28 protein-coding genes, 1 other RNA gene and 1 pseudogene are annotated in these 25,369 nt (G+C 53.0%); 17 read left to right on the forward strand and 13 right to left on the reverse strand.

Going from position 1 to position 25,369, the window contains the following annotated elements; translation table 11 throughout:
• Positions 1-16: 16 nt before the first annotated feature.
• Positions 17-490 (reverse strand): thioredoxin-dependent thiol peroxidase, encoded by a 474-nt coding sequence (gene bcp / locus BRW62_RS04240; protein WP_099798419.1) that lies wholly within the window; start codon positions 488-490, stop codon positions 17-19.
• 433 nt (positions 491-923) lie between these two features.
• On the opposite strand from bcp, the gene BRW62_RS04245 reads away from it, so the two are divergent.
• The 7 genes from BRW62_RS04245 (at position 924) to BRW62_RS04275 (ending at position 5,320) form a co-directional block, all read left to right on the forward strand.
• Entirely contained in the window at positions 924-1,232 is a 309-nt protein-coding gene (locus tag BRW62_RS04245) for a carbon dioxide-concentrating mechanism protein CcmK (protein ID WP_011056791.1), read from the forward strand.
• 68 nt (positions 1,233-1,300) lie between these two features.
• A complete protein-coding gene (locus BRW62_RS04250; protein ID WP_011056790.1) occupies positions 1,301-1,642 on the forward strand; it encodes a carbon dioxide-concentrating mechanism protein CcmK in 342 nt (113 codons plus the stop codon).
• On the forward strand, positions 1,642-1,941 hold the full coding sequence (locus BRW62_RS04255) for a EutN/CcmL family microcompartment protein (protein WP_099798420.1): 300 nt from the start codon (positions 1,642-1,644) through the stop codon (positions 1,939-1,941). Before BRW62_RS04250 ends, BRW62_RS04255 begins: the two co-directional genes overlap by 1 nt.
• Positions 1,942-1,960: 19 nt before the next feature.
• A complete protein-coding gene (locus BRW62_RS04260) occupies positions 1,961-3,913 on the forward strand; it encodes a ribulose bisphosphate carboxylase small subunit (RefSeq protein ID WP_099798421.1) in 1,953 nt (650 codons plus the stop codon).
• A gap of 22 nt (positions 3,914-3,935) precedes the next feature.
• A complete protein-coding gene (locus BRW62_RS04265; RefSeq protein WP_099798422.1) occupies positions 3,936-4,535 on the forward strand; it encodes an LbetaH domain-containing protein in 600 nt (199 codons plus the stop codon).
• Positions 4,522-4,773, forward strand: a complete 252-nt coding sequence (locus tag BRW62_RS04270) for a hypothetical protein (RefSeq protein ID WP_099798423.1) — start codon at positions 4,522-4,524, stop codon at positions 4,771-4,773. The genes BRW62_RS04265 and BRW62_RS04270 overlap by 14 nt, the downstream gene beginning before the upstream one ends.
• A gap of 112 nt (positions 4,774-4,885) precedes the next feature.
• Positions 4,886-5,320: a hypothetical protein gene (locus BRW62_RS04275; RefSeq protein WP_099798424.1), complete on the forward strand. Its 435-nt coding sequence runs from the start codon at positions 4,886-4,888 to the stop codon at positions 5,318-5,320.
• Here the strand turns inward: BRW62_RS04275 and BRW62_RS15090 are convergent.
• The 3 genes and pseudogenes from BRW62_RS15090 to BRW62_RS14375 form a co-directional block, all read right to left on the reverse strand.
• Positions 5,303-6,591 (reverse strand): annotated as a pseudogene (locus BRW62_RS15090) (aminoacetone oxidase family FAD-binding enzyme). The gene BRW62_RS04275 and the pseudogene BRW62_RS15090 sit on opposite strands and share 18 nt — an antisense overlap.
• 9 nt (positions 6,592-6,600) lie before the next feature.
• A complete protein-coding gene (locus tag BRW62_RS14370; RefSeq protein ID WP_198406152.1) occupies positions 6,601-6,855 on the reverse strand; it encodes a mechanosensitive ion channel family protein in 255 nt (84 codons plus the stop codon).
• The gene (locus BRW62_RS14375) at positions 6,819-8,345 is read right to left on the reverse strand and encodes a mechanosensitive ion channel family protein (RefSeq protein ID WP_198406153.1); all 1,527 of its coding nucleotides are present in this window, start codon (positions 8,343-8,345) and stop codon (positions 6,819-6,821) included. Before BRW62_RS14375 ends, BRW62_RS14370 begins: the two co-directional genes overlap by 37 nt.
• A gap of 756 nt (positions 8,346-9,101) precedes the next feature.
• Here BRW62_RS14375 and BRW62_RS04295 point away from each other — a divergent pair.
• The 4 genes from BRW62_RS04295 to hmpF all read left to right on the forward strand — a co-directional run bounded on the left by BRW62_RS04295 (position 9,102) and on the right by hmpF (position 13,073).
• Positions 9,102-9,623 carry a transcriptional repressor gene (locus tag BRW62_RS04295; protein ID WP_099798427.1) on the forward strand — a complete coding sequence of 174 codons (522 nt, stop codon included), beginning with the start codon at positions 9,102-9,104 and terminating at the stop codon, positions 9,621-9,623.
• Positions 9,620-10,165: a DUF2808 domain-containing protein gene (locus tag BRW62_RS04300; protein WP_099798428.1), complete on the forward strand. Its 546-nt coding sequence runs from the start codon at positions 9,620-9,622 to the stop codon at positions 10,163-10,165. Before BRW62_RS04295 ends, BRW62_RS04300 begins: the two co-directional genes overlap by 4 nt.
• 15 nt (positions 10,166-10,180) lie before the next feature.
• Complete coding sequence (locus BRW62_RS04305) at positions 10,181-11,077, forward strand: S66 peptidase family protein (RefSeq protein WP_099798429.1); 897 nt, start codon at positions 10,181-10,183, stop codon at positions 11,075-11,077.
• A gap of 307 nt (positions 11,078-11,384) precedes the next feature.
• A complete protein-coding gene (gene hmpF, locus BRW62_RS04310; protein WP_099798430.1) occupies positions 11,385-13,073 on the forward strand; it encodes a pilus motility taxis protein HmpF in 1,689 nt (562 codons plus the stop codon).
• A gap of 77 nt (positions 13,074-13,150) precedes the next feature.
• Here the strand turns inward: hmpF and BRW62_RS04315 are convergent, their stop codons facing one another.
• Both BRW62_RS04315 and BRW62_RS04320 read right to left on the reverse strand, forming a co-directional pair.
• The gene (locus BRW62_RS04315) at positions 13,151-13,591 is read right to left on the reverse strand and encodes a hypothetical protein (RefSeq protein ID WP_099799825.1); all 441 of its coding nucleotides are present in this window, start codon (positions 13,589-13,591) and stop codon (positions 13,151-13,153) included.
• Positions 13,592-13,709: 118 nt separating this feature from the next.
• Complete coding sequence (locus BRW62_RS04320; RefSeq protein ID WP_099798431.1) at positions 13,710-14,246, reverse strand: peroxiredoxin; 537 nt, start codon at positions 14,244-14,246, stop codon at positions 13,710-13,712.
• A gap of 79 nt (positions 14,247-14,325) precedes the next feature.
• Here BRW62_RS04320 and BRW62_RS04325 point away from each other — a divergent pair, with 79 nt between their 5' ends.
• Positions 14,326-17,193, forward strand: coding sequence for a UPF0182 family protein (locus tag BRW62_RS04325; protein ID WP_099798432.1), 2,868 nt, complete (start codon positions 14,326-14,328; stop codon positions 17,191-17,193).
• On the opposite strand, the gene BRW62_RS04330 is transcribed toward BRW62_RS04325, so the two are convergent.
• The gene (locus BRW62_RS04330; protein WP_099798433.1) at positions 17,190-18,077 is read right to left on the reverse strand and encodes an alpha/beta fold hydrolase; all 888 of its coding nucleotides are present in this window, start codon (positions 18,075-18,077) and stop codon (positions 17,190-17,192) included. The two genes, BRW62_RS04325 and BRW62_RS04330, sit on opposite strands and share 4 nt — an antisense overlap.
• 128 nt (positions 18,078-18,205) lie before the next feature.
• Between BRW62_RS04330 and BRW62_RS04335 the strand changes: the two genes are divergently transcribed.
• Both BRW62_RS04335 and grxD read left to right on the forward strand, forming a co-directional pair.
• Positions 18,206-18,463 carry a BolA family protein gene (locus tag BRW62_RS04335; RefSeq protein WP_099798434.1) on the forward strand — a complete coding sequence of 86 codons (258 nt, stop codon included), beginning with the start codon at positions 18,206-18,208 and terminating at the stop codon, positions 18,461-18,463.
• 70 nt (positions 18,464-18,533) lie between these two features.
• Positions 18,534-18,857: a Grx4 family monothiol glutaredoxin gene (grxD, locus tag BRW62_RS04340; RefSeq protein ID WP_099798435.1), complete on the forward strand. Its 324-nt coding sequence runs from the start codon at positions 18,534-18,536 to the stop codon at positions 18,855-18,857.
• Between the two features lie 90 nt (positions 18,858-18,947).
• On the opposite strand, the gene BRW62_RS04345 is transcribed toward grxD, so the two are convergent.
• Together BRW62_RS04345 and BRW62_RS04350 are read right to left on the reverse strand one after the other, a co-directional pair.
• Positions 18,948-19,385, reverse strand: coding sequence for an Hsp20/alpha crystallin family protein (locus tag BRW62_RS04345; RefSeq protein ID WP_099798436.1), 438 nt, complete (start codon positions 19,383-19,385; stop codon positions 18,948-18,950).
• Positions 19,386-19,590: 205 nt separating this feature from the next.
• Positions 19,591-20,256: an MBL fold metallo-hydrolase gene (locus BRW62_RS04350; protein ID WP_227517566.1), complete on the reverse strand. Its 666-nt coding sequence runs from the start codon at positions 20,254-20,256 to the stop codon at positions 19,591-19,593.
• Between the two features lie 15 nt (positions 20,257-20,271).
• Here BRW62_RS04350 and BRW62_RS04355 point away from each other — a divergent pair, with 15 nt between their 5' ends.
• A complete protein-coding gene (locus tag BRW62_RS04355; protein ID WP_099798437.1) occupies positions 20,272-21,717 on the forward strand; it encodes a site-2 protease family protein in 1,446 nt (481 codons plus the stop codon).
• A gap of 2 nt (positions 21,718-21,719) precedes the next feature.
• Here the strand turns inward: BRW62_RS04355 and rnpB are convergent.
• The 4 genes from rnpB to BRW62_RS04375 all read right to left on the reverse strand — a co-directional run bounded on the left by rnpB (position 21,720) and on the right by BRW62_RS04375 (position 23,797).
• An RNA gene (gene rnpB, locus BRW62_RS04360) (RNase P RNA component class A) lies at positions 21,720-22,083 on the reverse strand.
• A gap of 6 nt (positions 22,084-22,089) precedes the next feature.
• Positions 22,090-22,722 (reverse strand): DUF928 domain-containing protein, encoded by a 633-nt coding sequence (locus BRW62_RS04365; protein ID WP_099798438.1) that lies wholly within the window; start codon positions 22,720-22,722, stop codon positions 22,090-22,092.
• Between the two features lie 220 nt (positions 22,723-22,942).
• A complete protein-coding gene (locus BRW62_RS04370; RefSeq protein ID WP_099798439.1) occupies positions 22,943-23,416 on the reverse strand; it encodes a peroxiredoxin in 474 nt (157 codons plus the stop codon).
• A 3-nt stretch (positions 23,417-23,419) separates the two neighbouring features.
• Positions 23,420-23,797 (reverse strand): DUF2996 domain-containing protein, encoded by a 378-nt coding sequence (locus BRW62_RS04375; RefSeq protein ID WP_099799827.1) that lies wholly within the window; start codon positions 23,795-23,797, stop codon positions 23,420-23,422.
• 46 nt (positions 23,798-23,843) lie between these two features.
• Here BRW62_RS04375 and rimI point away from each other — a divergent pair, with 46 nt between their 5' ends.
• Together rimI and nadC are read left to right on the forward strand one after the other, a co-directional pair.
• Complete coding sequence (gene rimI, locus BRW62_RS04380) at positions 23,844-24,398, forward strand: ribosomal protein S18-alanine N-acetyltransferase (RefSeq protein WP_198406156.1); 555 nt, start codon at positions 23,844-23,846, stop codon at positions 24,396-24,398.
• Positions 24,399-24,465: 67 nt separating this feature from the next.
• The gene (gene nadC, locus BRW62_RS04385; RefSeq protein WP_099798440.1) at positions 24,466-25,335 is read left to right on the forward strand and encodes a carboxylating nicotinate-nucleotide diphosphorylase; all 870 of its coding nucleotides are present in this window, start codon (positions 24,466-24,468) and stop codon (positions 25,333-25,335) included.
• Positions 25,336-25,369 lie beyond the last annotated feature (34 nt).

Raw genomic sequence — 25,369 nt, forward strand, 5'->3', positions numbered from 1 at the left:
GTGCCAAACGTATATCTCAACCCTGCTGCAACCGTGCCACATCCTCAAGCACTTGGGCAATATGGGCATCGGGTTTAACACGGCGGTAGATCGCAGCCAGCTTACCCTCTGGGTCAATGAGAAACGTATCGCGATACACCCCTAAATACTCCTTGCCCATAAACGTTTTCGAGCCATAACTGCCATAGGCTTGGGCGACTGCTGTGTCTGTATCTGACAAAAGCCGGAAAGGCAGATCAAACTTTTTTTGGAACTTTTGGTGCGAAGCAACACTATCGGGACTAATCCCCAAAATAGTGACGTTGCGTTGTGCTAACGCCGCTGCCACCTCTCGGTAACCGCAAGCTTCCTTAGTGCAACCGGGCGTGTTATCACGGGGGTAGAAGTACAAAATAACCCATTGCCCTCGCAATTCCTCTAAGCTAACTAAGGTGCCACTGGCATCTGGCAGCGTAAACAAAGGGGCAAAACTACCAACCTCTAAAAACATTGACGCAACCTTTTCAAAATGTCTTGAGTGGACATACAACAAATAGACACAAACCTATTAGTGATTGATTCGACATTGAAAAACTCAATTTCAATCTTGCGATCACGGGAAAACCGTTGACTTATCTATGCTAATTCAATTCGGCTTAGATTTTGATCTATGAATGAAGTCCATGAGAGCTGCAAACGCCGGTCTAGTACCGCAAACATCGCAGTTGAATCAGGTTTCATAATAGTAGAAACTAGAAAATATTATCAAGGGTTATATTGTCAAAAGAAACCCCTAACCCTATGCTTGTCATAGAGATAAAAAGACGGTGATTAACGTAACGATAACAATCGGCCATCCCGTCATAAATTTCTGGGGCGATCAATTTGATTGCAACTGTAATTTTTGTACTGCTTACCCTTATTCTAATTAGGAGAGCTTACTCATGCCAATTGCTGTGGGAATGATTGAAACGCGCGGATTCCCCGCCGTCGTCGAAGCAGCAGACGCAATGGTAAAAGCCGCACGGGTCACCCTTGTGGGCTACGAAAAAATCGGCAGTGGTCGGGTCACGGTCATTGTCCGGGGCGATGTCTCCGAAGTGCAAGCCTCGGTGGCGGCAGGAGTTGACTCTGCCAAGCGAGTTAATGGTGGTGAGGTTCTTTCGACCCACATCATTGCCCGTCCCCACGAAAACCTTGAATACGTCTTGCCGATTCGTTACACGGAAGCGGTTGAACAGTTCCGTAACTAATACATTTCCCACAGGTCAATGTTCAGTTGCATCGCACCATCACTTTCTAATGTTTAGGAGCTATTACAATGGCAATTGCTGTCGGAATGATTGAAACGTTGGGCTTTCCTGCTGTCGTTGAAGCGGCAGACGCAATGGTAAAAGCTGCGCGGGTTACCCTTGTGGGCTACGAAAAAATTGGTAGTGGCCGAGTCACGGTTATTGTTCGGGGTGATGTCTCAGAAGTACAGGCCTCAGTGGCGGCTGGGGTAGAAAACGTGAAGCGAGTCAACGGTGGTCAAGTGCTCTCGACCCACATCATTGCCCGTCCCCACGAGAACCTTGAGTACGTCCTGCCCATTCGCTACACCGAAGCAGTGGAGCAGTTCCGTGAAAGTGTTAGTGGCATTCGTCCGATGGGTCGCCCATAGTGAAAATTGCACGAGTGTGCGGCACGGTTACCAGTACTCAAAAAGAAGACACCTTAGCGGGAGTCAAGTTTTTAGTCTTGCAATATTTGGGTGAGGACGGCGAATTTTTACCCGACTACGAAGTCGCTGCGGATACAGTGGGTGCAGGACAAGACGAATGGGTGCTGGTGAGTCGAGGGAGTGCCGCCCGCTACATCGTCAACAGTACTCAGCGACCCATTGATGCAGCCGTTGTGGCCATCATTGACACCGTAAGTCGGGATAACTATTTGCTGTATAGCAAGCGTACCCAGTATTAGCAGTTGGAGACTTCTCCCTATGGCGGTTCAAAGTTATGCGGCACCTCCTACGCCATGGTCACGGGATTTAGCGGAGCCAGACATTGCCAGTTCGGCTTACGTTCACTCCTTTAGTAACCTCATCGGAGATGTCCGCATCAAAGATTATGTGCACATTGCCCCCGGTACCTCGATTCGTGCCGACGAAGGGACACCCTTCCATATTGGTTCCTATACCAATGTTCAAGATGGCGTGGTCATTCACGGTTTACAGCAGGGGCGAGTCATTGGCGATGATGGTCAAGAGTATTCCGTGTGGATTGGCAACAATGCCTCGATTACTCACATGGCGCTCATCCATGGCCCCGCCTACATCGGTGATGGCTGCTTTATTGGCTTTCGCTCAACAGTATTTAATGCACGGGTGGGAGCAGGCTGTGTTGTCATGATGCATGCCCTGATTCAGGATGTTGAAATTCCACCCGGTAAATATATTCCTTCAGGAATGGTGATCACCAATCAACAACAGGCGGATCGCCTTCCCAACGTCGAGGAATCAGATATTCATTTTGCTCAGCATGTTGTGGGGATTAACAAGGCACTGCTGTCGGGCTATCGCTGTGCTGAAAATATTGCCTGTATTGCCCCCATTCGCAATGAGCAGCGGGGTCAGGCTGACCCACAGATGTTACAGGTTGAAACGCTTACCGGGGAAAATCGTACCATGACAACAGATTACGCGACTCACGTCCGCCAACTGTTGCAGCAGGGGTATCACATTGGGCTGGAGTATGCGGATGCGCGACGGTATCGCACCAGTTCTTGGCAGAGTTGCCCAACGCTGACAGCACAACAGGAATCGCAGGTATTAGCAGCCATAGCGCAGCTTCTGAATGAGCACGCGGGTGAATATGTGCGGCTCATTGGTGTTGATCAGCGAGCTAAGCGGCGTGTTTTTGAACAGGTGATTCAACGCCCAGGGGATGCGGCTCCTGCTAGCGATCGCCCCAGTGGGTCAGCACCCGTGGTGGGTGCGGTTCCTAGCGGCTCCCTTGATAGCTCCGTTACAGCGCAGGTGCGGCAGTTATTACAGCAGGGCTACCAAATTGGCACTGAGCACGCGGATGCCCGCCGCTACCGCACCAGCTCTTGGACCAGTTGTGCCCCTATTCAATCGCAGCGGGAGCCAGAGGTGATCGCTGCCCTTGAAGCCTGCCTTCAGGAACATGCGGGGGAGTATGTGCGCCTGATTGGCATTGACAAGACGCAAAAACGGCGGGTGTTCGAGCAAATTATTCAGCGACCGGACGGTGCCGTGGCGATCGCCCCCAAAGCAATGAATACCAGCATTAACAATGGCAGTGCCACCCCCAACGATACGGTACTGAGTGCCGATGTTCTGAACCAGGTTCAAGACCTGCTGCGGCAAGGGTGCGTGATCACCACTGAGTATGCTGATCAACGGCGGTTCCGTACCAGTTCATGGCAGAGTGGCATCAAAATTACCTCTGCCCAAGGTATCAACGATCTGAGCACCTTTTTAGCCGAGCATCCACGGGATTACGTTCGCCTTGTGGGGGTCAACCCACAGGCTAAACAGCGCGTCCTAGAAGTGATTATTCATCGCCCTAACGGTCACGCAGCAACTAATGGCAGTAGTACCCGCGGTAAAGGGTTTGCTCCTAGCAGCACGGCCAACCCGACACGCACTGCTAGCACAAGCCATGGCCTAGACTCAGAGGTGGTTCAGCGCGTGCAGCAGCTCCTGCAACAGGGACACCAGTTAGCCCTAGAGCATGTGGATGCCCGCCGTTATCGCACCAACTCGTGGCAGAGTGGCCCGCGTATTGAGGCCAAAACCCTGAATGAGGCACTTGCCGCCATTCAAGCCTGCCTGCAAGAGTATAGTGGCGAGTACGTCCGCCTCATTGGTGTGAACCCTGCCAGTAAGCAACGGGTGGCGCAGATTCTGCTGCAACAGGCCACTAAGTAGCCCTCCCAAGTGAGGTGCCCCGATGCCCCTGCCGCCCTTGGCCTTACCCCCAACTCCGGCCGTACGGATTGCTGGTGATGTGGTGGTACATCCCCAAGCTATTCTGGCACCGGGGGTCTTGCTCTGGGCTGAAGCGGGGGCAACCATTCGCATTGCTGCTGGGGTGTGTATTGGTATGGGCAGCGTTATTCATGCCCACGGCGGCGCAATTACAGTAAGCGAAGGGGTCAATATCGGGGCGGGGGTGTTACTCATTGGCCAAGTCACCATTGAACCCCATGCCTGTATTGGCACCAGTGCCACCCTGATGAATACCATCGTTCCTGCGGGAGCGGTGGTTGCTGCGGGATCACTCATGGGGGATAACAGTCGCCGCTGGCAACCGGAGCCAGCCCCAGAGACCAGCGATCCATGGCAAGAGGCGGCCTCCCCAGCCAGCCCTGCCCCTGATACCCCACATTCCCCAGATTCACCGCCAACAGACACAGAGCCAGCCCCTGTAGCGGCGGTTGAGAATGCAACCCCTACAGCCAAGCCTACGGTTGTCTATGGCCAAGCTTACGTGAGCCAGATGTTTGCGAAAATGTTTCGCACTGAGCCACTGACCAATGAACAGCCGTAATTTCTGGTGGCACCACCCGTGGCGGATGGTGGGGGTAGCACTGGTGCTCTTGGGTGGGCTGTTGTGGGGCTGGTTTTATCCCCACGCGTTGCAGACAGAGCTTGTGCGAATTCCGCGTCAACCCCATCAGGTATTAGTGAGTCGTTTGTATCTGCCCCTGACAGGCACCCCCCCTTACCCCACCCTGATGCTGTGGCATGGTGTTAAGAACTATTGGCTTAATGTTAAGCATTATTAACTTTGATTGATCAAATAAATAAGACTTATCACACTACTAGAAAGCGATCCTCGCGATCGCTCCTTGGCACAGTTGCAGGTTCTATAAAACACAGTTATTTGGGATATTGTACATGATGCATGGACTCTCGCTCGCCCCTCGATACCGCTTAGATGATACTGATCCATGGCTGTTGGGGATTGATCCCAGTCGGCAGTACTGGTTACAGATCAACGGCGATCCGCAGCAGTTGGCGACAATCCCGGGAGTGGTGGTGCAAAGTATTTCCGATCTGCGGGAGATCATGGAAACGGTGCGATCGCTCCTGCCGGGGCAGCGGGTGCAATTTCAGCGGGCTGCGACATGTTTAGAACTTCACTGCATTGGTGACAATTTATTGGCCATTGCGGATGAGGTGGCGGGGGCACCGGTTTGGCACCTGTTTGACCGCGAAACCCTCGAAAGTTTATTGATGAGCGCGCATCCCCACTGGCAATGCCGCCCAGAGGATGTGGAGTTAGGACGGCGACAGCTTTGGCACTCGTTTCAGTTACCCGTTGCGGCCTAAGCTTTGTCCAGCAATCCAGCCGGTGGTCCATGCACTTTGTAGGTTAAAGCCACCGGTCACGCCATCAATATCTAGCAGTTCTCCTGCCAAAAATAGGCCGGGGCAGCGGCGGCTAGCCATGGTCTTAAAATCCACGTCCTTGAGATCCACGCCGCCACAGGTGACAAACTCCTCTTTGAACACCCCTTTGCCGACAATGGCAAACTCACTGCGATGCAACAGTAATGCTAGTCGCTGGCTACTTTTTTTGGCCAGATGCGCCCAAGTCTGATCAACGGGAATACCCACTAATTCCAGCCAATAGCTCCACAGTCGTCGCGGCAGATCAAAGGGGCAATGGCTGGCGATCGCCCGTTTCGGCAGACGCACACGACACAGAGGGTTAGCTTGGTAGCTCCGTACTTTAGTACGGGGTGGAAAAGCCCTAAAGCAACTTTAGTTGCTCTGTGCTAATCTATACTTAATCGCCATCCTTGGTGAAAAACCCAATCGGCGACAGTTGTTACAAGTAAGCAGAACTTTGGGGCTTTGCCTCAAGGAACTGTGTAGGGGCGGTTTGCTCACGCCTTTACGAGTTCGTTTGTGGACTGCGTAAGAATCCCCCGACTTTAGTCGGTGGGAGTGTCAATCAGGCCTGCCCGTTCATGCAGACGGGGATCTGCGACTTGGAAGGTAAAAAGGGAGGGCACCGGCGGCACAATAGTATGCCCTAACTGTGCAGCCAAGCGATATCCTTGGGGACTACTGCCTGTGGCCAGCAAGAGGCGATCGGCCACCAGTGGTTCAGGAGCCTGGCTGGTCATAACCTGAAATTCCCCTGCTACGTTGGCAATGCGCTTGACGGCAGCTTGGGTGCGAATGCGAACTCCCAAGGCTTTGGCTTCGGCGACTAAGCAATCAACGATCGTGCTCGAGTCATCAGAAACGGGAAACACGCGCCCATCCGCTTCAGTTTTTAGGGCAACCCCTCGCTCCTGAAACCACTGCATGGTATCCCGCGGCTGAAACCGGTTAAATGCCCCCCGCAGTTCTTTTCCGCCACGGGGATAGTGCTGTACCAAGAGTGCCGGATCAAAACAATGATGAGTCAGGTTACAGCGTCCACCGCCAGAGATGCGCACTTTGCCCAAAACCCTAGGGGCAGCCTCAAGCAGGGTAATCTGCGCCCGGGGATTGGCACTTGCACAGGCGATCGCCCCGAAGAAAGCGGCGGCTCCCCCACCCACAATAATGATGCGATCTGGTCGCTGACCTAGGACGGCAGATGACATCGCTACGGCTTAGGATTCCAACGCGGAGGCATCTGGCGACCCCCCATGGCCATTGACCTCCCGTACCAGATGAAGTTGCTGGTGCAAGCGCCCAATGGGAATACCGTTGGCAGCGAGGACATTCAGCATCCGGCGGCGGAATTCCCGCGCCACCGCCCACTGCTGGCCGGGTTGAGTTTTAATCCAAATACGCACCAACAGACCACTGGCGGTAATCTCATCAATGCCTAACACCTCGGGGGGGCTAGGAGCTTTGAGTGCCACGCTGGCTCCTCATAGAACTCCTGACTCAGCGCAGCTAATAGACTTAGCATCGGATCTGGCGCAGTGGTGATATCCACCCACACCTCTAAGTTAACCCGGGACCACGTGCGGGTTAGGTTAGCCACCTTCGTAATGGTACTGTTGGGAATGGTAATTAAGCAGCCCTCAGCATTCCGCAGTTGGGTGACCCGCAGGTTCAGGTTTTCTACCATCCCCGCATAGGGTTCAATTTGCACCACATCCCCAATAGCGTACTGATCTTCCCAAACAATCAGCAGCCCGTTAATAATATCCTTAACAAGGTTCTGAGACCCTAGGGAAATGGCTAAGGCAAGGAAGCCCCCCACCGCCAAAATGGAGGAAATAGGCACTCCCAAGGAGCTCAGAATCACCACAATCCGCGTCAAGTAGATCAACACGGTCTTGAGGCTGCGCAGCACTTCAATGGTAGTGCCAATGCGCAGGGTGGTTCGTTGGGCATCACTAAACTTGACGAGGTTATTTTGCTCCCAGAAGATGCGAAGGCGATCAAAGGCTAGGTCAGCAAGCTGATTGAGGAGGCCAGTGCCAAACCATACCGCCATCCAGAGAATCGGCAGACCGTAAACCTGTGAACTCCATCCGCGGGTGGCCGGAAATAATGCCAAGATCAACGCCAAGGCGTATAGCCAAAGGGCAATCTGCCCCCAGAGCAGTAAATAGCGCACGAGGCGGATGAGTTTTAGCCGCTGCTTGAGGAAAAATTCAGCCCCCAAGTTGGGCAACAGGGGCAGCGGGCGCTCCGGTTCGTTGGGTTGGGTGGTCGCGGCGATCGATGCCAACTGCCGTTGTATCGTGCGTCGCTGTCGCGCTAACAGGACTTGAAGTAAAAACATGAGGATACTGGCAGCTAGGACTTTGAGGGCAATCCATGCCGCCGTTTGCAGTTGTACCATCAGCGCTGCATAGGTGCGCTCCTTAATGGCTTGGTTCATCTGGGTTTGCAAGATACTGCGCCAGTTTGCTGCAAGGGTATCTGCCGGTAGTTGATGGTAGTCGCTATCGGCTTCGGTGATTGTAAGAATGCGGGTGGTGCGTTCCGAACGACCGAGGCGGCCACTAATGACCAATTCATTATTGAGGCGAGCAACCCCAATATTGACGACCTCTGGGGAACCACGGCGGTTTTCAATGGCGCTATTGAGAATACGGCGCAGATTAGATTGAATGAGTTCAGCACGCAGCTCTACAGGAACGCGATCGCCAGGGTCATTGCGATCGCGCACGGTAGGTGCAGCGATGGTAAACAAGACCCGCCCATCAAAGCGCACCTCTGTTGTTTCCAGTTCGCCAATGCGACGAACGCCAGGGGGGGGCGGTGAAACTGTGGTCTGATTTAATCCCGGAATTGTTACTTGACTAAAGCCTGGAGCTGCCAACAATACCGCGAAACAAACGCTGAGAAGGGCGATCGCCCCCCAACGCCACGCTCGTTTACGGACATTGATCATGAGCCAGTTCATCGTAAACAGCAGATATTTTCTTTTTGAAAGAAAATTTAGACACAGAGGGTTAGCTTGGTAGCTCCGTACTTTAGTACGGGGTGGAAAAGCCCTAAAGCAACTTTAGTTGCTCTGTGCTAAACTATACTTGGTCGCCATCCTTGGTGAAAAACCCAATCGGCGACAGTTGTTACAAGTAAGCAGAACCTTGGGGCTTTGCCTCTAGGAACTGTGTAGGGGCGTCTTGACAACGCCTTTATGAGTTCGTTTATGGACTGCGTAAGAATCCCCCACCTTTAGGTGGTGAGAGTGTCAAATCCTATCCTATCATTCCCTTGAAGTGCTAGGCTGCCACAAGGCTCTATGGATTTGGGTGTTACTGAGTGTGGCTATGACTTGCCTTCATCCCCAACCCTTCTCCCTGGAGAGAAGGGAGCTAAGAGTCTTGTTCCCTCTCCTTTGGGAGAGGGCTAGGGTGAGGGCGGCATTAGGATTGATTGGTGGCCAACTTATGTTAACCCTGCGACTACAGTGCGAGCTTCCCGCCATAAAAAAATGACGTAGTGTCGCGGAATTCCCTATCCACCGATGCGGTGGGGTAGGTTATCTGCGCCGTCATGATTAAATAATGGCTATTTTTTGCAAAAAACTAGTTATTACTAGCCATTCCAACTATTAATCATTCTCAATAAGATTGCATTCTTGCAAATACTGCCGTTGGTCAGTTATCATGCGAATCATAACGGCGGATTGAGCGAATCTCCTATGCCCCTTTACACCGCAGCAGCCCTCAAAGCCGAACTGAACGATAAAGGATGGCGATTAACGCCACAGCGGGAAACCATTCTCAATATTTTCCAAAATTTGCCGAAGGGCAACCACCTGAGTGCCGAAGACTTACACCACGAGCTACGCAAGCAAGGGCACTCCATTAGTTTGTCCACTGTCTATCGGACTGTCAAGCTAATGTCACGGATGGGCATTTTGCGAGAGTTGGAATTGGCCGAAGGTCATAAGCATTATGAACTGAATACGATGTCACCTCACCATCACCATCACATGGTGTGTGTGCAGTGCAACCGAACAACCGAGTTTGATAATGATTCGATTTTGAAGCAAGCCCTCAAGCAAACCGATAAGTACGGCTTGCAAATGATTGATTGCCAGCTTACCATCTACACTATTTGTCCGGAAGCGTTGCGGCGTGGTTATCCGGGGCTGCCCGAGAATTGGATGTGTAGTAGCGCGATCGCCCACAGTTCTGAACCGCCCCCCCGTACAAAATGATCAAATGCATCAACTCTTTTTGCGTGGGGGTTGGCCTTGCCCTTAGTGCAGCGCCGTGGGTGGGAGCAGTGGAATTACCTGATGGTCGCGTTGCCTTCGATCAGCCACCAATTTTTGCTGAAGCAAATACCCGCTATCCTCAGGTATTAATTCCCAGCCCTATCTACAACTTTATTTTGCGGGTGCCGGAGACTGCTGGCGAATCCCTTGCCCGTCTAGAGATTCAGCAGTTACCAGCTCTAGAAACCCTTTATTTTCAACCGCAGCGTACCCGTGCCTTTGTTGGCACCCGACCTCGCCAACGCACTCCCCTTGCTGCGGCTGTGTTTGACCCCAGCGACCAAGTGCTACGCATCACCTTTGATCCGCCCATTCCTCCAGGAAGCTATTTGCGGGTGGAGGTTTCCCCTGTGCGCAACCCTCAATGGGAAGAGGTCTATTTGTTTGGTGTGACGGCCTTTCCGCGGGGTGGCGATCGGGCGATTGGCCAGTATATTGGTACTGGGCGATTGCAGTTTTACCGTGGCTCAGACTTCCTGTGATCGGATGCGGATGAGATGACGATGGCCATTCTGCCGCCCCCGTTGCAGCCGGGCGATCGCCTTGGCGTGGCCTTTCCCAGCGGCGTACTGCGACACCAAGAGGCGTTTTGGCAAGGGGTGGCCTGTTGGCAAGCTCAAGGCTATGAAGTGCTGGTGGACGAGGCGGCCTTTGACGGGTGGGGCTACCTTGCAGGCTCCGATGCCCAACGGCGCGATCGCCTGCGCCACCTATTGCAAGATACTACTATTAAGGCCATTCTCTGTGGCCGCGGTGGGTTTGGTAGCACCCGCTTACTCGAAGCATGGCAATGGCTGCCCTGTGCCCCGAAGTGGCTGATTGGGTTTTCCGATATTACCGCCCTGCTGTGGAGCTATGCCGCCCAAGGCGTCGCAGGGGTGCATGGCCCAGTCCTGACAACGCTGGCCGCCGAACCTCTGTGGAGCCAAACTCGCCTGTTTAACTGCGTACAGCGACAGCCGCTGCCCCCCCTCTCAGGCACTGCTTGGGGAGGCGGCTGTGTCCAAGGACGGCTATTGGTGGGTAACCTGACGGTGGCAACCCATTTGCTAGGCACCCCCGATTGCCCCGACTTTAGCAACGTGATTTTAGCACTAGAGGATGTGGGGGAAGCCCCTTACCGCATTGACCGGATGCTGACCCAGTGGCGACGCAGTGGTGTGCTCAAGCAAGTTAAGGGGATTGCCCTAGGGCGGTTTAGTCGCTGTGACGATGCTGCCACCCAACCAAACTTTCGTGTTCTGGAAGTTCTTGGCGATCGCCTAGGGGATTTAGGCATTCCCATTGTCAGTGATCTGCCCTTTGGCCATGAGGGGGTCAATGCCGCCTTACCGGTTGGCGTGCTTGCAGAACTGGATGGCGATCGCGGCCAGTTGCGCGTGCTGGCATCGTAAGGTTGCCGACGAATTCAGCTACTATCGCTTCATGCCTGATCTATAATGTGTCTAGCTTTAGCCACCCTTGGCCTACTAGCGCCAGTCTGGGGCACCCGCTATACACTGTTGCCCTGATGATGGCATTCCCGTTTAGTATGGAATTGAGTTGTTGCCGTGAGGCTAACACTTGTTAGTTTGATATGACGAGCGCTAACTCTGGATATTTTTTGTCCTTGAGTTCATCGTGCTCGATCGTGCTCGAGGCATGCATTCGCTAAGTTCCGTTGTGTGTAAGTATTTGCATTAGATTAAGAGGTCAAGGGCTGTGCAGTATCTCGCGGAAGTCATTAAAAAAACGGGTTTCATGGGTACGAAATCCGAACTAAAACTTCTGATGCGTGAACAATCTGGGTACTGGCATCCTGTCTCCCAAAACGAAGACACCATCCCATTTGACAATAGCCGCGACTACGGTAATGGGGTGCTGGTCTTTGTTGAGATGGCTGCCAATCGTCAGATTCAGCATGTAGATGAAGCCTCACGGCGACTGACGGGCATTTTACACGGCTTTACACGGATGCGCGAACGCTTCCAAAGCCAAGAAGAAGAAATTGAAGGCTGGAAGCAATCCCTGTCTTACCAAGCAGAAGCCCTCAACCAGAGAGAAGCAGAATTTGAAATTCGTCGTGAAGAGTTACAAGAGCTAGAAGAACAAATTGCCAACTATGAGCAACAACTGGCAGACCTCAATAAACTGCGCTCAGAACTAGGGAGTGAGGAAGAACGCATTCAAGCTGAGCGCCAAGCCCTCGAAAACCTACGCCACCAAGTTCACCAAGAGCAGCAACGCTGGGAGCAATTAAAATCCAGTCATAGTGTTGGCCTCTCACCGGATCAGATTCGTCAAGTCGATGCGATCCTGCAACAACTGAGCGACAGCCTCAATAGCAGTAGCACTAATCAGGTCAACGACTGTTTGCAGGTTCTGGAGCAGCAGCAAGCCCTGTTAACCCAATACTGGCAGCAGTTAGAGCAAATTGACCAAGAAGTGGCGCAGCGGCAAGCAGCCCTTGAGCAGCAACTCCACGCATTTCGTGAGCAAGAGCAGGTATGGCATGCAGCCCAAGAACAATTTTGGCAAGATAGCCGGGCGATCGCCCTGCAGGAAGAACTTTGCCGCTACAAGCAATCGGTTCTCGAAAAAGAGCGCCAGCTCCTTGCCCAACAAGAAGAGATGATCCAACAAATGCGGCAGGCCATGGTAAGTGACTTAACCGAAGCGGTAGATGTCAATGCCTTGATGAAAATGGCCATAGAAGATCTAGAAAAAGAAGTGGCTAATCGTGGTAACGATCTCAAGCGAGCCTCCGCCTTTGTCAACGATCAAGAAGAAGAGTTAAAAATGGCGCTGGAGTCCTTGATGGAACTTGAGCAAAAAGCAAAAGATGCCAGTGACTTTGATCGCCTCCAACTAGCTGGTGAAGTGGAAGATGAGCGGCAGCGGTGTAATCTCCTCAACCAAGCCCTTGAAGGTCAGCGCCAACATATCCGTGAAAAAGAAGCGACCTATAAAATTTACCTGCAAGTTCTCGAAGCCCGTCGAGATCCCGCTTCACAGCAGGGGATTAGCCTGATTCCAATTCTCAGTGAGCTAGAAAAACAGTTTCATGAGTACGGCGTTGCTGTTAACCAACTGGCGGAAGAACTCCAGCACGCCTACACCGATCTCGAAAGTCTGCGCCACGACATTGAAGAGCGCCGCAAACGGCAACAGCAGCAGCGAGATCAGTTGACACAGCAAGAGCAGACGCTGATCGAAGAGCAACGCTTGATTGCGGCCAAACGCGGCCAAGCAGATCTACTACGGGAATTTTTGCAGCCTGTACAGGATCGGCTCAACCAACTGCGGCAAGTACTGGAGAGCTTAGGAGACAACCAAATGAATGGCCGTCCTAGGGCGTTAATTTCTGAGCTTCAGCAAGTGGTGATGAATCTGGGGCAAGGAGCGATGTGACATCCTCCCGACGCTGACCCTACAGTTACAGTGCGGGACGTATTGCTCCCCGAACCCCTCATTAGTTAAAAGTTAAACTAAACTCGCTCCAGTGTGGCTTCCAACAGTTGTTTTAGTTTATGGCTACGGTAAATGCCACTTAAGAGGGTGTAGTGATTGGCATCCACCTGCCAGTAATGCTCAAATCCTGTGCAACGACTTGCATCTCCCAATAGAATAAACTGCTGCACAATGCTATGGGGGGTAATCCAGCCTTCCCCTTCGAGGCGGCCTAACAAACTGTGTTGCAGCACATAGGTAAACATCATTTCATCTAGTTCTAGCTTACCCCGTGACTGTAAAATCAAGTCTGGTTTAGCTTGTTCAGCGAATGTTACCTTTGCCGCCATAGAAAACCAGTCATCCTGCCCATAGGACACAAGAATCTTGCCAGAGATGGCGATCGCCTCTTGAGGTGGCTCCAGCCAGTAGCCATTCAGGAGCCACCGTCCCGCATCCACTAAGAATGTATGATTCACGCTGAACTTGTCCGAAACAAATGTACTGATTTTATCCACTGGAGGCAGGTCTGTACCACACGCCTTCACGACCTCTACAGGGGGCATCCATCAGTGAATTGCGCCACCACCCATGGACTTAGGTGTGCTGGAGTTCCTCTAAGCGCGCGAGAACTTCTTTACTGTGGGTTGCTGGATTCACCTTGACGTAGCGCTCTCGCAAAATACCGTCGGGGTCAATGATAAAGCTATGGCGTAGGGAGACAAACCCTAACCACGAGCCATAGGCTTTGCTAACGCGGCCATCCGGATCCGAGAGTAGTGGAAAGGTCAACCCTTCGCTATCGCAAAAATCTGCATGGGAATCGACAGAATCGGCGCTGACACCGATAACTTCGGCATTGTGGGCATGGAATTGCTCAATATCTTGCTGGAAGCGCTGCGCCTCTATCGTACAGCCAGAGGTAAAGTCCTTTGGGTAAAAGTAAAGCACCACCCATTTGCCACGGTAGTCTGCTAAGCGAACGGGCTGGCTGCTGCCATTGGTGGGCAAGGTAAATTCCGGTGCCGGGGCATCGAGGGGGGGCAGTTCACCTCCTAAGGCCACACTAGGGGCAGACCATCCCACGAGGACAACCAGACTGAGCAGACAAGACAAAAGGATGCGCAAGACCATGGCCAAACCGTTAGACTAGCAGTAGCAAATTCTAACCGCAATGTAACGTACCTTTAAAAATTTTTCGAGTTTGGAGTCCATGCGCTACCGCTCCCTTGGTCATTCACTGTTGTACTGGCTAGGTTGGTTGGTGGCGGCGATCGCCCTTGGCATTGTCATTTGCCGTCTGCTGGCAGAAAGCCTCTGGTTTCATCACCTTGGCTACGCTGGGGTATTGTGGCTGCGGTGGGGGGTACAGGGACTGCTGCTAATTTTTGTGGTTGGGCTGTCAGGACTCTTTTACCGTTGGCATCAACGCCGTGCCTACCAGCAGTGCACGGTTACCTTGGATGCAGAACTCACTGCCCACAGTCGCTATCGGGGGTTGGGGCTACTGGGGCTGTTGAGTGCGGCGGCGGGGTTAATTGGCTTGCTGATAGTGGCAACGTACCACATTGGGGCGATCGCGGTGCAACTGTGGCAGCAGCGCAGCGACATGACGATTAATACCCCGCTTTTGCCGCAGTTAAGTGTCTGGCGAGCCGCAGACTTACTGCAACAAATCCTCCAGAATCCATGGTTACTCTTGGTGAGCGCTGGCACATTGATACTGGGGCTATGGGCACCGCTGCACCTCTTTCGGGGGATTAGTGTGATCCTGAGTTTGGCCATGGGGGCGATCGCCCTGATGAGTTGGTCAGCGGTGCTAACGGGTGTGTTTGGTGTTAGTGATCCCCATACCGAACCACTGTTCCATCGTTCGATTAGCTTTTATCTTTTTCGCCTCCCCCTGTTAGAACTGCTACGGCTGTGGCTTGTGAACCTGAGTGTGGTGAGCTTAGCGGGAGTGGCTCTTACCTATTTGCTCGCCAACGATAGCCTCAGCCATGGCAAATTTCTTGGCTTTGTGCGATCGCAACGCCGACATTTACAGGGTCTGAGTGCCTTTGTGTTTGCCACGGTTGCCTTTAGCTTTTGGCTAGAGCGCTACAAACTGCTTTACTCCACCAACGGAGCCGCCTTTGGCGCAGGTTATACCGATGTCACGGTGCGCTTACCCCTCTACGGCTGGCTGTGCGTGTCTGCCCTTGCCGTGGCAATGCTCCTTGGCTGGTCAGCCATTCGCCAAGGCGGTCGGGGGCAGCGGCGTTTAGGCCCCATCGCCCCCGGCTTGTTTAGCTTTACCCTTGGCTATTTAGTCGTCATCTTGGTGGCCGATTGGTTACTCCCCAATGCCATTGAGGCAGCCATTGTTGAACCGAACCAACTGGAACGGGAACTTCCCTACATTCAACGGACAATTACCCACACCCGCGAAGGCTTTAACCTAGACACCATGAGGGTTGAACCCTTCCAGCCCGAAAATAATCTCAACGCCGAGATCATTGCAGCGAATGAGGCCACCACCCGCAATATTCGCGTTTGGGATACCCGCCCCCTCTTAGAAACCAATCGCCAACTGCAACAGTTGCGCTCCTACTACCGCTTCCCAGCCGCTTTTTTAGATCGCTATTCCCTCAAGCTTGCCAACCAGCAGGCCACCCCAGAACTTCGCCAAGTGCTGATTGCAGCTCGCGAAATTGACTACAGCGCCGTGCAGCAGTTTGCCCGCAGTTGGATTAACGAACACCTCGTCTTCACCCACGGCTATGGGTTTACCATGAGTCCCGTGAATACCGCCGAAGCAAACGGTTTACCCAAGTATTTTGTGCGCGACATTGGTGAAAATGGCGAACTGCTCACGTTCCCGCCGCAACTGCGGGAGAACTTCCCCTTCTTCTATCCGCGTCTTTACTACGGTGAACTGACGAATACCTACATTTTCGCGCCCTCCCATGTGCCCGAACTGGACTTCCCCCGCGGCAGTGATAACGTCTATAACCACTACGACGGCAGTGGCGGTGTGGCCATTTCAGCGTGGTGGCGACGGCTGATCTATGCTGTCTATTTTCGCGATTGGCAAGTCTTACTCACCCCTAATCTACGGCCTGACTCGCGGGTGCTGTTTCGGCGCACAATTCAAGAGCGGGTACAGGCGATCGCCCCATTCTTGCGCATCGACAGCGAGCCTTATCTGGTCATTGCCGATCCGCGTTCTGAGAGTGACATCAAAGCCAGTCACAGGAGTGCTGGGGTGAGTTATTTATACTGGATTATTGATGCCTACACCCTCAGTCGCCATTATCCCTACGCTGACCCAGGAAAGCATAGCTTTAACTACATTCGCAACTCCGTCAAAATTGTTGTCGATGCCTACAACGGCGATGTCACCTTTTACGTTGTTGAGCCAGAGGATGTCATTTTGCGCACATGGCAGCGCATCTTTCCGCAGCTTTTTCGCCCCATTAGTGCCATGCCGCACCGGTTGTACACCCACATTCGCTATCCCGTGGATATGCTGCAAATCCAATCGGAGCAGCTATTGCAGTACCACATGACCGATCCGGTAGTGTTTTACAACCGTGAAGACCTCTGGCAAATTCCCCAAGAAATCTACCGCGAAACCCCCCAGTCCGTTGCCCCTTACTACCTCATTACGAAATTGCCCATTGGCTACACCGAAGAGTTTGTGCTCTTAGTTCCCTTTACCCCCGTAAACCGTCCCAACCTCATTGGCTGGTTAGCAGCGCGCTCCGATGGCCAAAACTACGGCAAATTATTGCTTTACGTATTTCCCAAGCAGGAACTGGTGTTTGGACCTGAGCAAATGGAAGCGCGCATTAATCAGGATCCGCTCATTTCCCAGCAAATTTCCCTCTGGAATCGGCAAGGCTCGCGCTCAGTGCAGGGCAACCTCCTCATTATTCCCATCGAGCGATCCCTACTCTACGTGGAACCCATCTACCTTGAAGCCAGCCAAAATAGCTTGCCTACCCTTGCCCGGGTCATTGTTATGGATAACGAGCGCCTAGTGATGGCACCTACGCTGGAGGAAGGCTTGAAGCAACTGTTTCCCGCCGCCAGCTAGCTCAGGAAATAGCGACGGAGGCCATAGATTATCCACTCTGGCACCTCAAGGTGTGGTAGCACCCCCGCCTCAGGAATGCCATAAAACCCTTGCAGCCGACCGTGGGCGCTGGCGTAGAGCCGCTGCCCTAGGGAAAAGGGAGTTAGCTTCGCCTGCTCACCCCAAAAGATGACCGTGGGGGTTTGCAACTGCGGCAAGTATTGGCTCAAATCAAAGGAAAGATTACCCTTTAAGGTGCTTAAGGCCGCCCATTCTGCGCCATAGCGACAGGCAGACTCAAGGTAGGCGCTAACGGTTTCCTCCCGCAGGCGTTGGGGGTTAGCGAACAAAAACTGAGTCAGGAAACTGCGAACCGCAAGGGGATTTGCTGCCGCCGCTGTATAGATGAGCCGATCTAGGGCAGGCACACTCAGGATAGCGCGAGCCAACGCTTGACCTTGATCTTCACCAAAATCATTAAACCCACTGGGACACACCAAACACAGGCTGCTAAAAAGATGGGGCTGTTGCACCGCCAAGCGAACAACAATACCAGCAGTGAGGGAAGAGGCCACCACCCGCACCGGCGTGCCCACCATCCGTAATAATTCAGCAATCATCAGCCAGTAGTCGCTGGTGTAATACTCTCGCGCAGGGTGATCCGATGCCCCCCAGCCAATGAGATCAGGCGCAATCACACGATAGCGACTGGCAAAGGCAGGATACACCTGCGACCATTCATAATGGCTGGAGCCGCCCCCAAGGCTGTGCAAAAAGATCAGGGGAGAACGCTCAATAGTGTTGCCCCAGTAGCGATCGCTCGGAGTATAGTAAACGATTTTGCCGCTACTGATGGTGAGGGTTTGTGACACAAACGTGGGGGGGCAAAAAGCCGTACTCGGCATAGGAATCCTCAACACACTGGGAAACTACAAGGCTAGCCATACCCAGACCATGGTTTGCCCAGGCGGCATAAGAGGGAAGTTTGATAGACTATTTAACGTGAGGCACTTAAGAACGTTTAGTATCATCTATGGTTACCCCTGAACAACTAACGCAGCTTATCCAAGCAAGTCTTCCTGATGCCATTGTCCACGTCCAAGATTTAACCGGAGGTGGTGATCACTATGAAGCGGTTGTTGTCTCCGCTGCCTTTGAAGGTAAACGGCTGGTACAGCAGCATCAATTAGTGTATCGCGGCTTAAATGGGGTGATGGCCACCAATGAACTCCATGCCCTAGCCCTCAAAACCTACACGCCGGATCAGTGGTCAGCAAACCCCTTAAAATAAAGGTAATCTCCTTGCAACTGTTTTTTCGGTTTCTTTAGTTTAATCTTGTTCTACACCTACGCAACCAACGATGACTCCAGAACTACAGGCTAAAATCGATGCCCTTGTCAAGGGCAATAAAATTGTCGTGTTCATGAAGGGCAGTAAGCTTATGCCCCAGTGTGGCTTTTCTAATAATGCCGTGCAAATTTTGAATGCCTTGGGTGTTCCCTACACGACGGTAGATGTCCTCGAAGATTTTGAAATTCGCCAAGGGATTAAAGAGTATTCCAATTGGCCAACAATTCCTCAAGTGTATATTAATGGTGAGTTTATTGGTGGATCCGATATTCTCATTGAACTGTACCAAAGCGGTGAGCTACAACAGCTTGTCGAGGTTGCCCTTGCCTCTTAGGGAACTAAAAAAATCCCCCACGCTGGGGGGTGTCGATGCGTTCAACATGTAACAACCTGTCATCGCCTCCTCGAGGGAGACGATGTGCTCTTAGGCAAGGTTCACTTTGACAACGCGGTTTTTCTCTTCTTCCGCTTTCGGTAGCGTTAAGTGCAAGATGCCATCTTTGTATTCGGCTTTAACCTCGGTGTTTTGAACCCGTGCTGGCAAGGGAATAACCCGTTGGAACTTACCATAGCGAAATTCGCTGCGTTTAATACCGTTGCTTTCGCTGTGGGTTTCTGACTTGCGCTCGCCACTGATGGCTACAGCGTCAGCCGTGACTTGCACGTCAATATCTTTAGCCTCTAGTCCGGGAAGTTCAATTTTTAGCAATAATGCGTCCGGTGTATCCTCCAACTCTGCCGCTGGTAAAAAGTGACTATCATCGGTGCGCGCGCTGAGGGGAATCAGTTCATCAAATAGACGATTCATTTGCCGTTGTAGGGTGTCAATTTCCCGAAATGGTTCCCAACGTACGAGTGCCATAGCTGTATCCTCCCAAATTAATTAATTTGATCTAGAGTCGCTGCACAGAGCCAATAGTTAAATTTGTTGGTATTGCCACCCTCTCAAGGCGGTCATCAGTGACTCATCTCTCTGTGAGCTACTTTTAGTCTAGAAGATACAAGGCGCTTTGCAAGTAGGGTTTTACGCCTTTTATAGGTTCTTTTTACCGAACCACAGGCGCAAACTAGGGTGTGAGAACCGTGTTACTGCCTTGGGGGATGGGAATAGATTGTAAAATATCTTGCGCATTAGAGATCACCCCTGCACCGCGCAAAAAGCCGAGGTTTGCACCCGGGCACAGATAGGCTAAGGAACGCTGAGCGCAAAAGTGTTGTAGGGTTCTGACGCTGCGCAGTTGCCGCGGCCAATGAAAGGTTGTCGCTGTTTTCAAGGGGAGGAGGTCACCATCGGGGCTGGGTAACAGATGTCGTCCGCTAAAGAGGACGCCCCCTTGCTCCCGCCAATACACACAACTGCTGCCGGGAGAGTGACCGGGGGTCCACAGCACCTCTAGGGTTGGGGTGAGGGCGCAGTAGCCCTGCACGGTTGTGACGGTTAAGTGGGGTAGTAAATAGGCTTCTTGGGCATGGATCACCACCTCACACCCAAAGGTACGTTGAAATTCACGGACGTGGGCGATCGCCCCACGATGGGTGAGAATCAACCGTTTTAGGGGGCCTTGCTGTGCCAACCATTCTGTGGTTCCTGCTGCCCAAAATGGCGTATCAATCAGGGTATTGCCATCCTTTTCTACAATGAGATAAGCAGTGCCCCCTAACGTCTCGCGGTTTGGCGCAAAGGCATAGACCATGGGTAAGACGGGACGGGGGAGTTTCTGGTGTTGAGCCACAGGGTACCGCAACGTATGACATGGATATCCCTCATTGTATTGGGTTTGATTTTGCTGTTGATCGTGCGCCAAGGTACCGCTCGGCTGAGTCAAACCCCTTGGTGGTTGCTCTGGCTGGTTCTCATGCTACCAGCATTTTTTATAGCGGGTTGGATGGCACTGTATGGCAATACCCCAGTTCCATCGGGGTGGCTCATTGTGGTCTTTGTCACTAGTTCGTTTCTGTACCTCATTCTTTTACGCCGGGGGCAGCAGGCCTTAGCCCCAGCGACACCCGCCCCTAGCTTGCCCACGGTTCCTGAGGAGCCAGCACGGCTGTTGAATCGAGATGAGGAAGCGCAGCTCCAGAGTTGTTTTCCGTGGGGCATTTATTATCTCCAGCACATTGAGTATCGCCCGCAGGCGGTGATTTGTCGTGGGCAAATGCGCGGAGATGCTAACAAGGTGTATCAAACGGTGGAGCGCAACATTGCCCAACGTTTTGGCGATCGCTTTTTAGTAATGTTTCAGATGGGCATCAGCAACAAACCCTTTTTTGCCCTAGTGCCCCGCGATCGCCTGCCACAGCCGCAGCAACTGTGGCGACCGGGGCTGAGTCTTGGCTTACTGGCCTTAACCTTTTTGACGACGACCCTAGCGGGTTTAGCGTTGGTAGCGCCAGACGTGAGCGCAGCGGAACTACGGCAGAATCCTGAGCTGCTCTGGCAGGGGTTGCCCTACAGTATTGGTCTGCTCTTGATTTTGGGGATTCATGAGCTGGGGCACTTCACCGCGGCGCTTTACTATCGAGTCAAGGCCACGTTGCCCTACTTTATTCCCCTGCCGTTTGCCATGGGAACCCTTGGTGCCTTTATCCAGATGCGATCGCCCATCCCCCATCGGCGCGCCCTTTTTGATATTAGTGTGGCAGGGCCGGTGGCAGGCTTCTTGGTCACTCTGCCGCTACTGATTTGGGGGTTGCACCAGTCGGAAATTGTTCAGCTACCTGCCAATGCCAACGAACCATCCCTGAACCCACAGGTGTTTAACCCACGCATCTCGATTCTTTTTGCCCTGATTGCCAAGGCGGTGTTTGGCCGTGCCCTAACCAACGACAGTGTTTTGCAGTTGCATCCCCTAGCGATCGCCGGGGTGCTGGGGTTAGTGGTCACAGCCTTGAACCTCATGCCGGTGGGACAGTTAGATGGCGGCCACATGGTTCATGCGATGTATGGCCATCGGGCAGGAGCAATCATTGGCCAAGTTAGTCGATTGTTAGTACTGATTTTATCCTTTATTCAGCCGTGGCTCTTTGTGTGGGCACTGATTCTCTTTTTTCTGCCCGCCTTTGATGAACCAGCGTTGAATGATGTCAGTGAACTCGACAACTGGCGTGATGGGTTTGGCCTGATGGCACTGGTGCTGCTGCTCCTGATTATTTTTCCGGTACCTGCTCCCTTGGCCGCATTTCTTTGGGCGTGAAGAAGATGAGTTAGACGTAAGCCGGGTTCTGTTCAAAGGGGGTTATCTATCTGGGACACCTGTTACCAAGTGCCTCTAGCGGCTCTGGCTAGCCAAGAACTGGGGAAAAGACCAACCCTGGTTCTTTAGCGCTAGCACACCTTGCTTCCAGCCGGGGTTTACCGAGCCAACACCTCTCGATGTTGCTGGTGCGCTCTTACCGCACCGTTGCACCCTTACCTGTGAGGTTTCCCTCCATCGGCGGTATATTTCTGTGGCACTTTCCTCGCGGTCACCCGCACTGGGCGTTACCCAGCAAGCTTGGTCTTTCGGAAGCCCGGACTTTCCTCAGGAGTGGGTCACTCCCGCAACCACCGCGCTAACTCATTGATCCTATTGTACAAGGGGAGCGTGGGCGATCGCCTCTAGGCCAACGGCACTGAGAACCGCCTGCCACTCACTGCGCGCCATATCCTTGGTGGTCATTTGCCGTTGTAGATCCGCAAGAATGGCTAAGGTTTCGTACCAGAGACCCGCATCGACGGCAGCACTGAGGCGATCGCCGACATTATTGGCTGCCAGCTTTTTTGCTAAGTCAGTACTGGGCTGAATTCGCTCCACCACCCCACTCACTGACACCATCGCCGAGGGATCATCTGCATCCGCACCACACAGGAGCGTAAACGACCAGCGATAGTCTTGACCTGGGTTCAGCTCTACGGTGGGCTGTAGGGCTAAAATCCCTGGTTGCGCTGGTAACCTCACAACGGTTGTGCTAACGTCGCGGTTCTGGGGATCTGTGATCACCAATTCCCCTTGGCTAGCCGTACTGGTGGGCACAAACACAAAGAACGTCGGCTTGGCAACAGCGGTTTGCCCTAGGTTGGTACTGGGCAAGAGCGCCGTTAAGCGCTGGTTTCCCATCACACAGCTTCCGCGGGTCGCCCCGCCAAAGCGGCTACCGGGAGCACCACGATTAGGAAGGTTGGCCCGCAGCCGTGCAGCTAAGCTATTTGCCTGACTCACAACGATAGGGGCAGACTGAGCAAGGGTAATGCCCCCATGGTCAGCGGCAAGAGGGCTAGGGCAACGGCGGGAACAAGTGTGACAACGTGACGCATGGGTTTGTTTCCTTGTTGAACCAATGACACGTTTTCACCATAAGGCTATTTTGGGAAGCGCTCTGTGAGGTGGCGCTGCTAAGGGCGGTGAGATTGCTAACTGATGGCTGGTGATCGGTATCACCCTAGGCTGGTGTTGCCTCTAGGGTGCGGAGGATCTTGAGGGCACTGTCAATGTGTTCCTTGACATTAAACATGGAGTCAAAGATATAGCGCACAATGCCGTTCTTATCGATGACGTAGGTGACCCGTCCTGGAAATAAGCCAAACAGGGTGGAGGCACCGTAGGTCTGCCGCACCTTGTTGTCCGGATCACTGAGGACTAAAAAGGGGAGGTGATGATGGCTCTGAAAGCCGGTTTGTTTATCGAGGGGGTCGCCACTAATGCCAATGACTTCGGCACCCAGAGCTTGGAATTGGCTGTAAGCATCCCGGAATCCACAGGCTTGCACCGTGCAGCCGGGAGTTTCTGAAGCCGGATAAAAGTAGAGGACAACGTTTTTGTTTCCTCGAAAGTCTGAGAGCCTAACGGTTTGGCCATTGGCCGCCAGAAGCTCAAAGTCGGGGGCGCGATCGCCCACGTGGATAGCAGTTGCCATCTCTTAGTTGCCCCCTAGCCACTTTTGGGCGTTGAGGCGCTGAACCACCCCAAACACCAGTAGATCAAGGGTGACTTTGCGCTCATCTGCTAAAAATGGCTCAATGGTACTCGGCGCAATGCCGTAGTTACTACAGACAAAAGCCTTTGCTCCCTGAATATTGCCATCGAGGAAGTAGAGCCGAAATTGGTGCGCCTGATTACCCCATTCCCCAACAACCGTGGTATCCTCAAGCCGAAGTGTTAGATCTGTTACCTTGTCCGCTAGGGCTTGCGTCAAGGCTGGCAAGAAGGCCTCATTGATAAATTCTGGGAAGGGTTTATCTTCAACCGCTGGTGGCTTTTCTTTTTTTTCGGGTTTGGTGGGGGTCTCTTCGGCCATGACCATTGCTCGTGTAAACCTTAATCGATAATAGCATCCTGATTTTGTGCTAATCGAACCCTCAGCATTAGAATTACGCCCCTTAGCTATTAAGGATCTGGATAGCATTGTCCAACTGGATCAGTGTTGCTTGGGGGGCTTTTGGTCGCGCCAGAGCTACGAGCAGGAATTGAACCGGCCACAGCATACGGTGCTGGTCGTGGCTACGCTGGATCAGGTGTGGGGCTGTGGGGTGAGTTGGGGGATTGGCGATGAGCTACATATTGTGCTTCTGATGGTGCATCCTCAGTGTCGCCGTCAAGGATTTGGGGGATTACTGCTGTGTCGCCTACTGCAATTGGCACATCAGCGGGGCGATCGCCAGTGGGCTACCCTTGAAGTCCGTGCCAGCAATCAATCCGCCCTGCGACTATATCAGCAGTTTGAGTTTGAAGTGGTGGGTCGCCGTCCCCGCTATTACGAGCACCCTGAAGAAGATGCCTTGATCCTGTGGCGCAACCACCTCAATACCCCCGCAGTCGGTGTCATCCTCGAGAGCCAACGACAGGCATGGCAAAACAGAGTCAGTAGCCATGGCTGGGTCTTAGTCGATCTCAGCTAGCCTTGGGGGCAATGGCCGTGACAGAATTTAGAGAACAACCTGCTCTGAAGCTCAGTGCTCTCTCACGATGCCTACTGCCGCCTACCTACCCCCTTGGTGTGTTCTTGATCCGCTCCTCGACCAGTGGCTACAGGAGGATCTGGGGCGGGGCGATCGCACCACTCAAGCCTTAGACCTAACCCATCAGTGGGGCACTGCCCACATTCGTCTGAACAGGGCAGGAGTGATTGCCGGATTGCCACTGGTAGAGCGGGTATTTCAGCGCTTAAGCCCCAACATTACGTTTAGCTATGAACAACCGGAGGGAGCTGTGTGTGAGCAGCCCACTGTTGTTGCTCGCCTGAGTGCCCCCCTGCCTACAATTTTGTTAGGAGAGCGACTGGCGCTCAACTGCCTAATGCGCCTGAGTGGGGTGGCCACCCTCACCCATGCCTACGCGCAGCAGATTGCTGATTTGCCGACCAAGTTAGTCGATACCCGCAAAACCACCCCTGGCCTGCGGATCCTTGAAAAATATGCCGTGGCCGTGGGCGGTGGGGTCAACCATCGCTATGGCTTGGATGATGCAATCCTGATTAAGGACAACCACATTGTTGCCGCAGGCGGTCTCACTGCCGCCGTGGAGCAGGTTCGGCAACGCAGCCCCTTTCCCCTCGCCATTGAGGTGGAAACGGAAACCCTTGAGCAAGTGCACGAGGCGATCGCCCTCAAGGTCGATGTGATCATGCTCGACAACATGCCGATTCCGCAAATGGCAGTAGCGGTGGCTCATATTCGCGCCGCTGCCCCATTTATTAAAATTGAAGCCTCTGGCAACATTACCCGTGATACCTTGCGCGAGGTTGCCTTGACCGGGGTGGACTACATTTCCACCAGTGCCACCATTACTCAAGCACCATGGCTGGATTTCAGTTTGACGCTTTCAGGCCATCAATGACTACGCTGTACCGTTGTTGGGAGGTAACCGTTTG

It is taken from the genome of Thermostichus lividus PCC 6715 (genome assembly GCF_002754935.1).
Classification (GTDB): Bacteria; Cyanobacteriota; Cyanobacteriia; order Thermosynechococcales; family Thermosynechococcaceae; genus Thermosynechococcus; species Thermosynechococcus lividus.

Coding starts and splice junctions, on each gene's coding strand:
- BRW62_RS04370 (WP_099798439.1), bottom strand. CDS start 23,416: ATGGCAACTGCTATCCACGTGGGCGATCGCGCCCCCGACTTTGAGCTT.
- BRW62_RS04305 (WP_099798429.1), top strand. CDS start 10,181: ATGACGATGGCCATTCTGCCGCCCCCGTTGCAGCCGGGCGATCGCCTT.
- BRW62_RS04355 (WP_099798437.1), top strand. CDS start 20,272: ATGACATGGATATCCCTCATTGTATTGGGTTTGATTTTGCTGTTGATC.
- BRW62_RS04335 (WP_099798434.1), top strand. CDS start 18,206: ATGGTTACCCCTGAACAACTAACGCAGCTTATCCAAGCAAGTCTTCCT.
- BRW62_RS04320 (WP_099798431.1), bottom strand. CDS start 14,246: ATGGTCTTGCGCATCCTTTTGTCTTGTCTGCTCAGTCTGGTTGTCCTC.
- grxD (WP_099798435.1), top strand. CDS start 18,534: ATGACTCCAGAACTACAGGCTAAAATCGATGCCCTTGTCAAGGGCAAT.
- BRW62_RS14375 (WP_198406153.1), bottom strand. CDS start 8,345: ATGATCAATGTCCGTAAACGAGCGTGGCGTTGGGGGGCGATCGCCCTT.
- BRW62_RS04295 (WP_099798427.1), top strand. CDS start 9,102: ATGCCCCTTTACACCGCAGCAGCCCTCAAAGCCGAACTGAACGATAAA.
- BRW62_RS04245 (WP_011056791.1), top strand. CDS start 924: ATGCCAATTGCTGTGGGAATGATTGAAACGCGCGGATTCCCCGCCGTC.
- BRW62_RS04300 (WP_099798428.1), top strand. CDS start 9,620: ATGATCAAATGCATCAACTCTTTTTGCGTGGGGGTTGGCCTTGCCCTT.
- BRW62_RS04250 (WP_011056790.1), top strand. CDS start 1,301: ATGGCAATTGCTGTCGGAATGATTGAAACGTTGGGCTTTCCTGCTGTC.
- BRW62_RS04260 (WP_099798421.1), top strand. CDS start 1,961: ATGGCGGTTCAAAGTTATGCGGCACCTCCTACGCCATGGTCACGGGAT.
- BRW62_RS04375 (WP_099799827.1), bottom strand. CDS start 23,797: ATGGCCGAAGAGACCCCCACCAAACCCGAAAAAAAAGAAAAGCCACCA.
- bcp (WP_099798419.1), bottom strand. CDS start 490: ATGTTTTTAGAGGTTGGTAGTTTTGCCCCTTTGTTTACGCTGCCAGAT.
- BRW62_RS04270 (WP_099798423.1), top strand. CDS start 4,522: ATGAACAGCCGTAATTTCTGGTGGCACCACCCGTGGCGGATGGTGGGG.
- BRW62_RS04275 (WP_099798424.1), top strand. CDS start 4,886: ATGATGCATGGACTCTCGCTCGCCCCTCGATACCGCTTAGATGATACT.
- BRW62_RS04330 (WP_099798433.1), bottom strand. CDS start 18,077: ATGCCGAGTACGGCTTTTTGCCCCCCCACGTTTGTGTCACAAACCCTC.
- BRW62_RS04345 (WP_099798436.1), bottom strand. CDS start 19,385: ATGGCACTCGTACGTTGGGAACCATTTCGGGAAATTGACACCCTACAA.
- BRW62_RS04325 (WP_099798432.1), top strand. CDS start 14,326: ATGCGCTACCGCTCCCTTGGTCATTCACTGTTGTACTGGCTAGGTTGG.
- nadC (WP_099798440.1), top strand. CDS start 24,466: ATGCCTACTGCCGCCTACCTACCCCCTTGGTGTGTTCTTGATCCGCTC.
- BRW62_RS04265 (WP_099798422.1), top strand. CDS start 3,936: ATGCCCCTGCCGCCCTTGGCCTTACCCCCAACTCCGGCCGTACGGATT.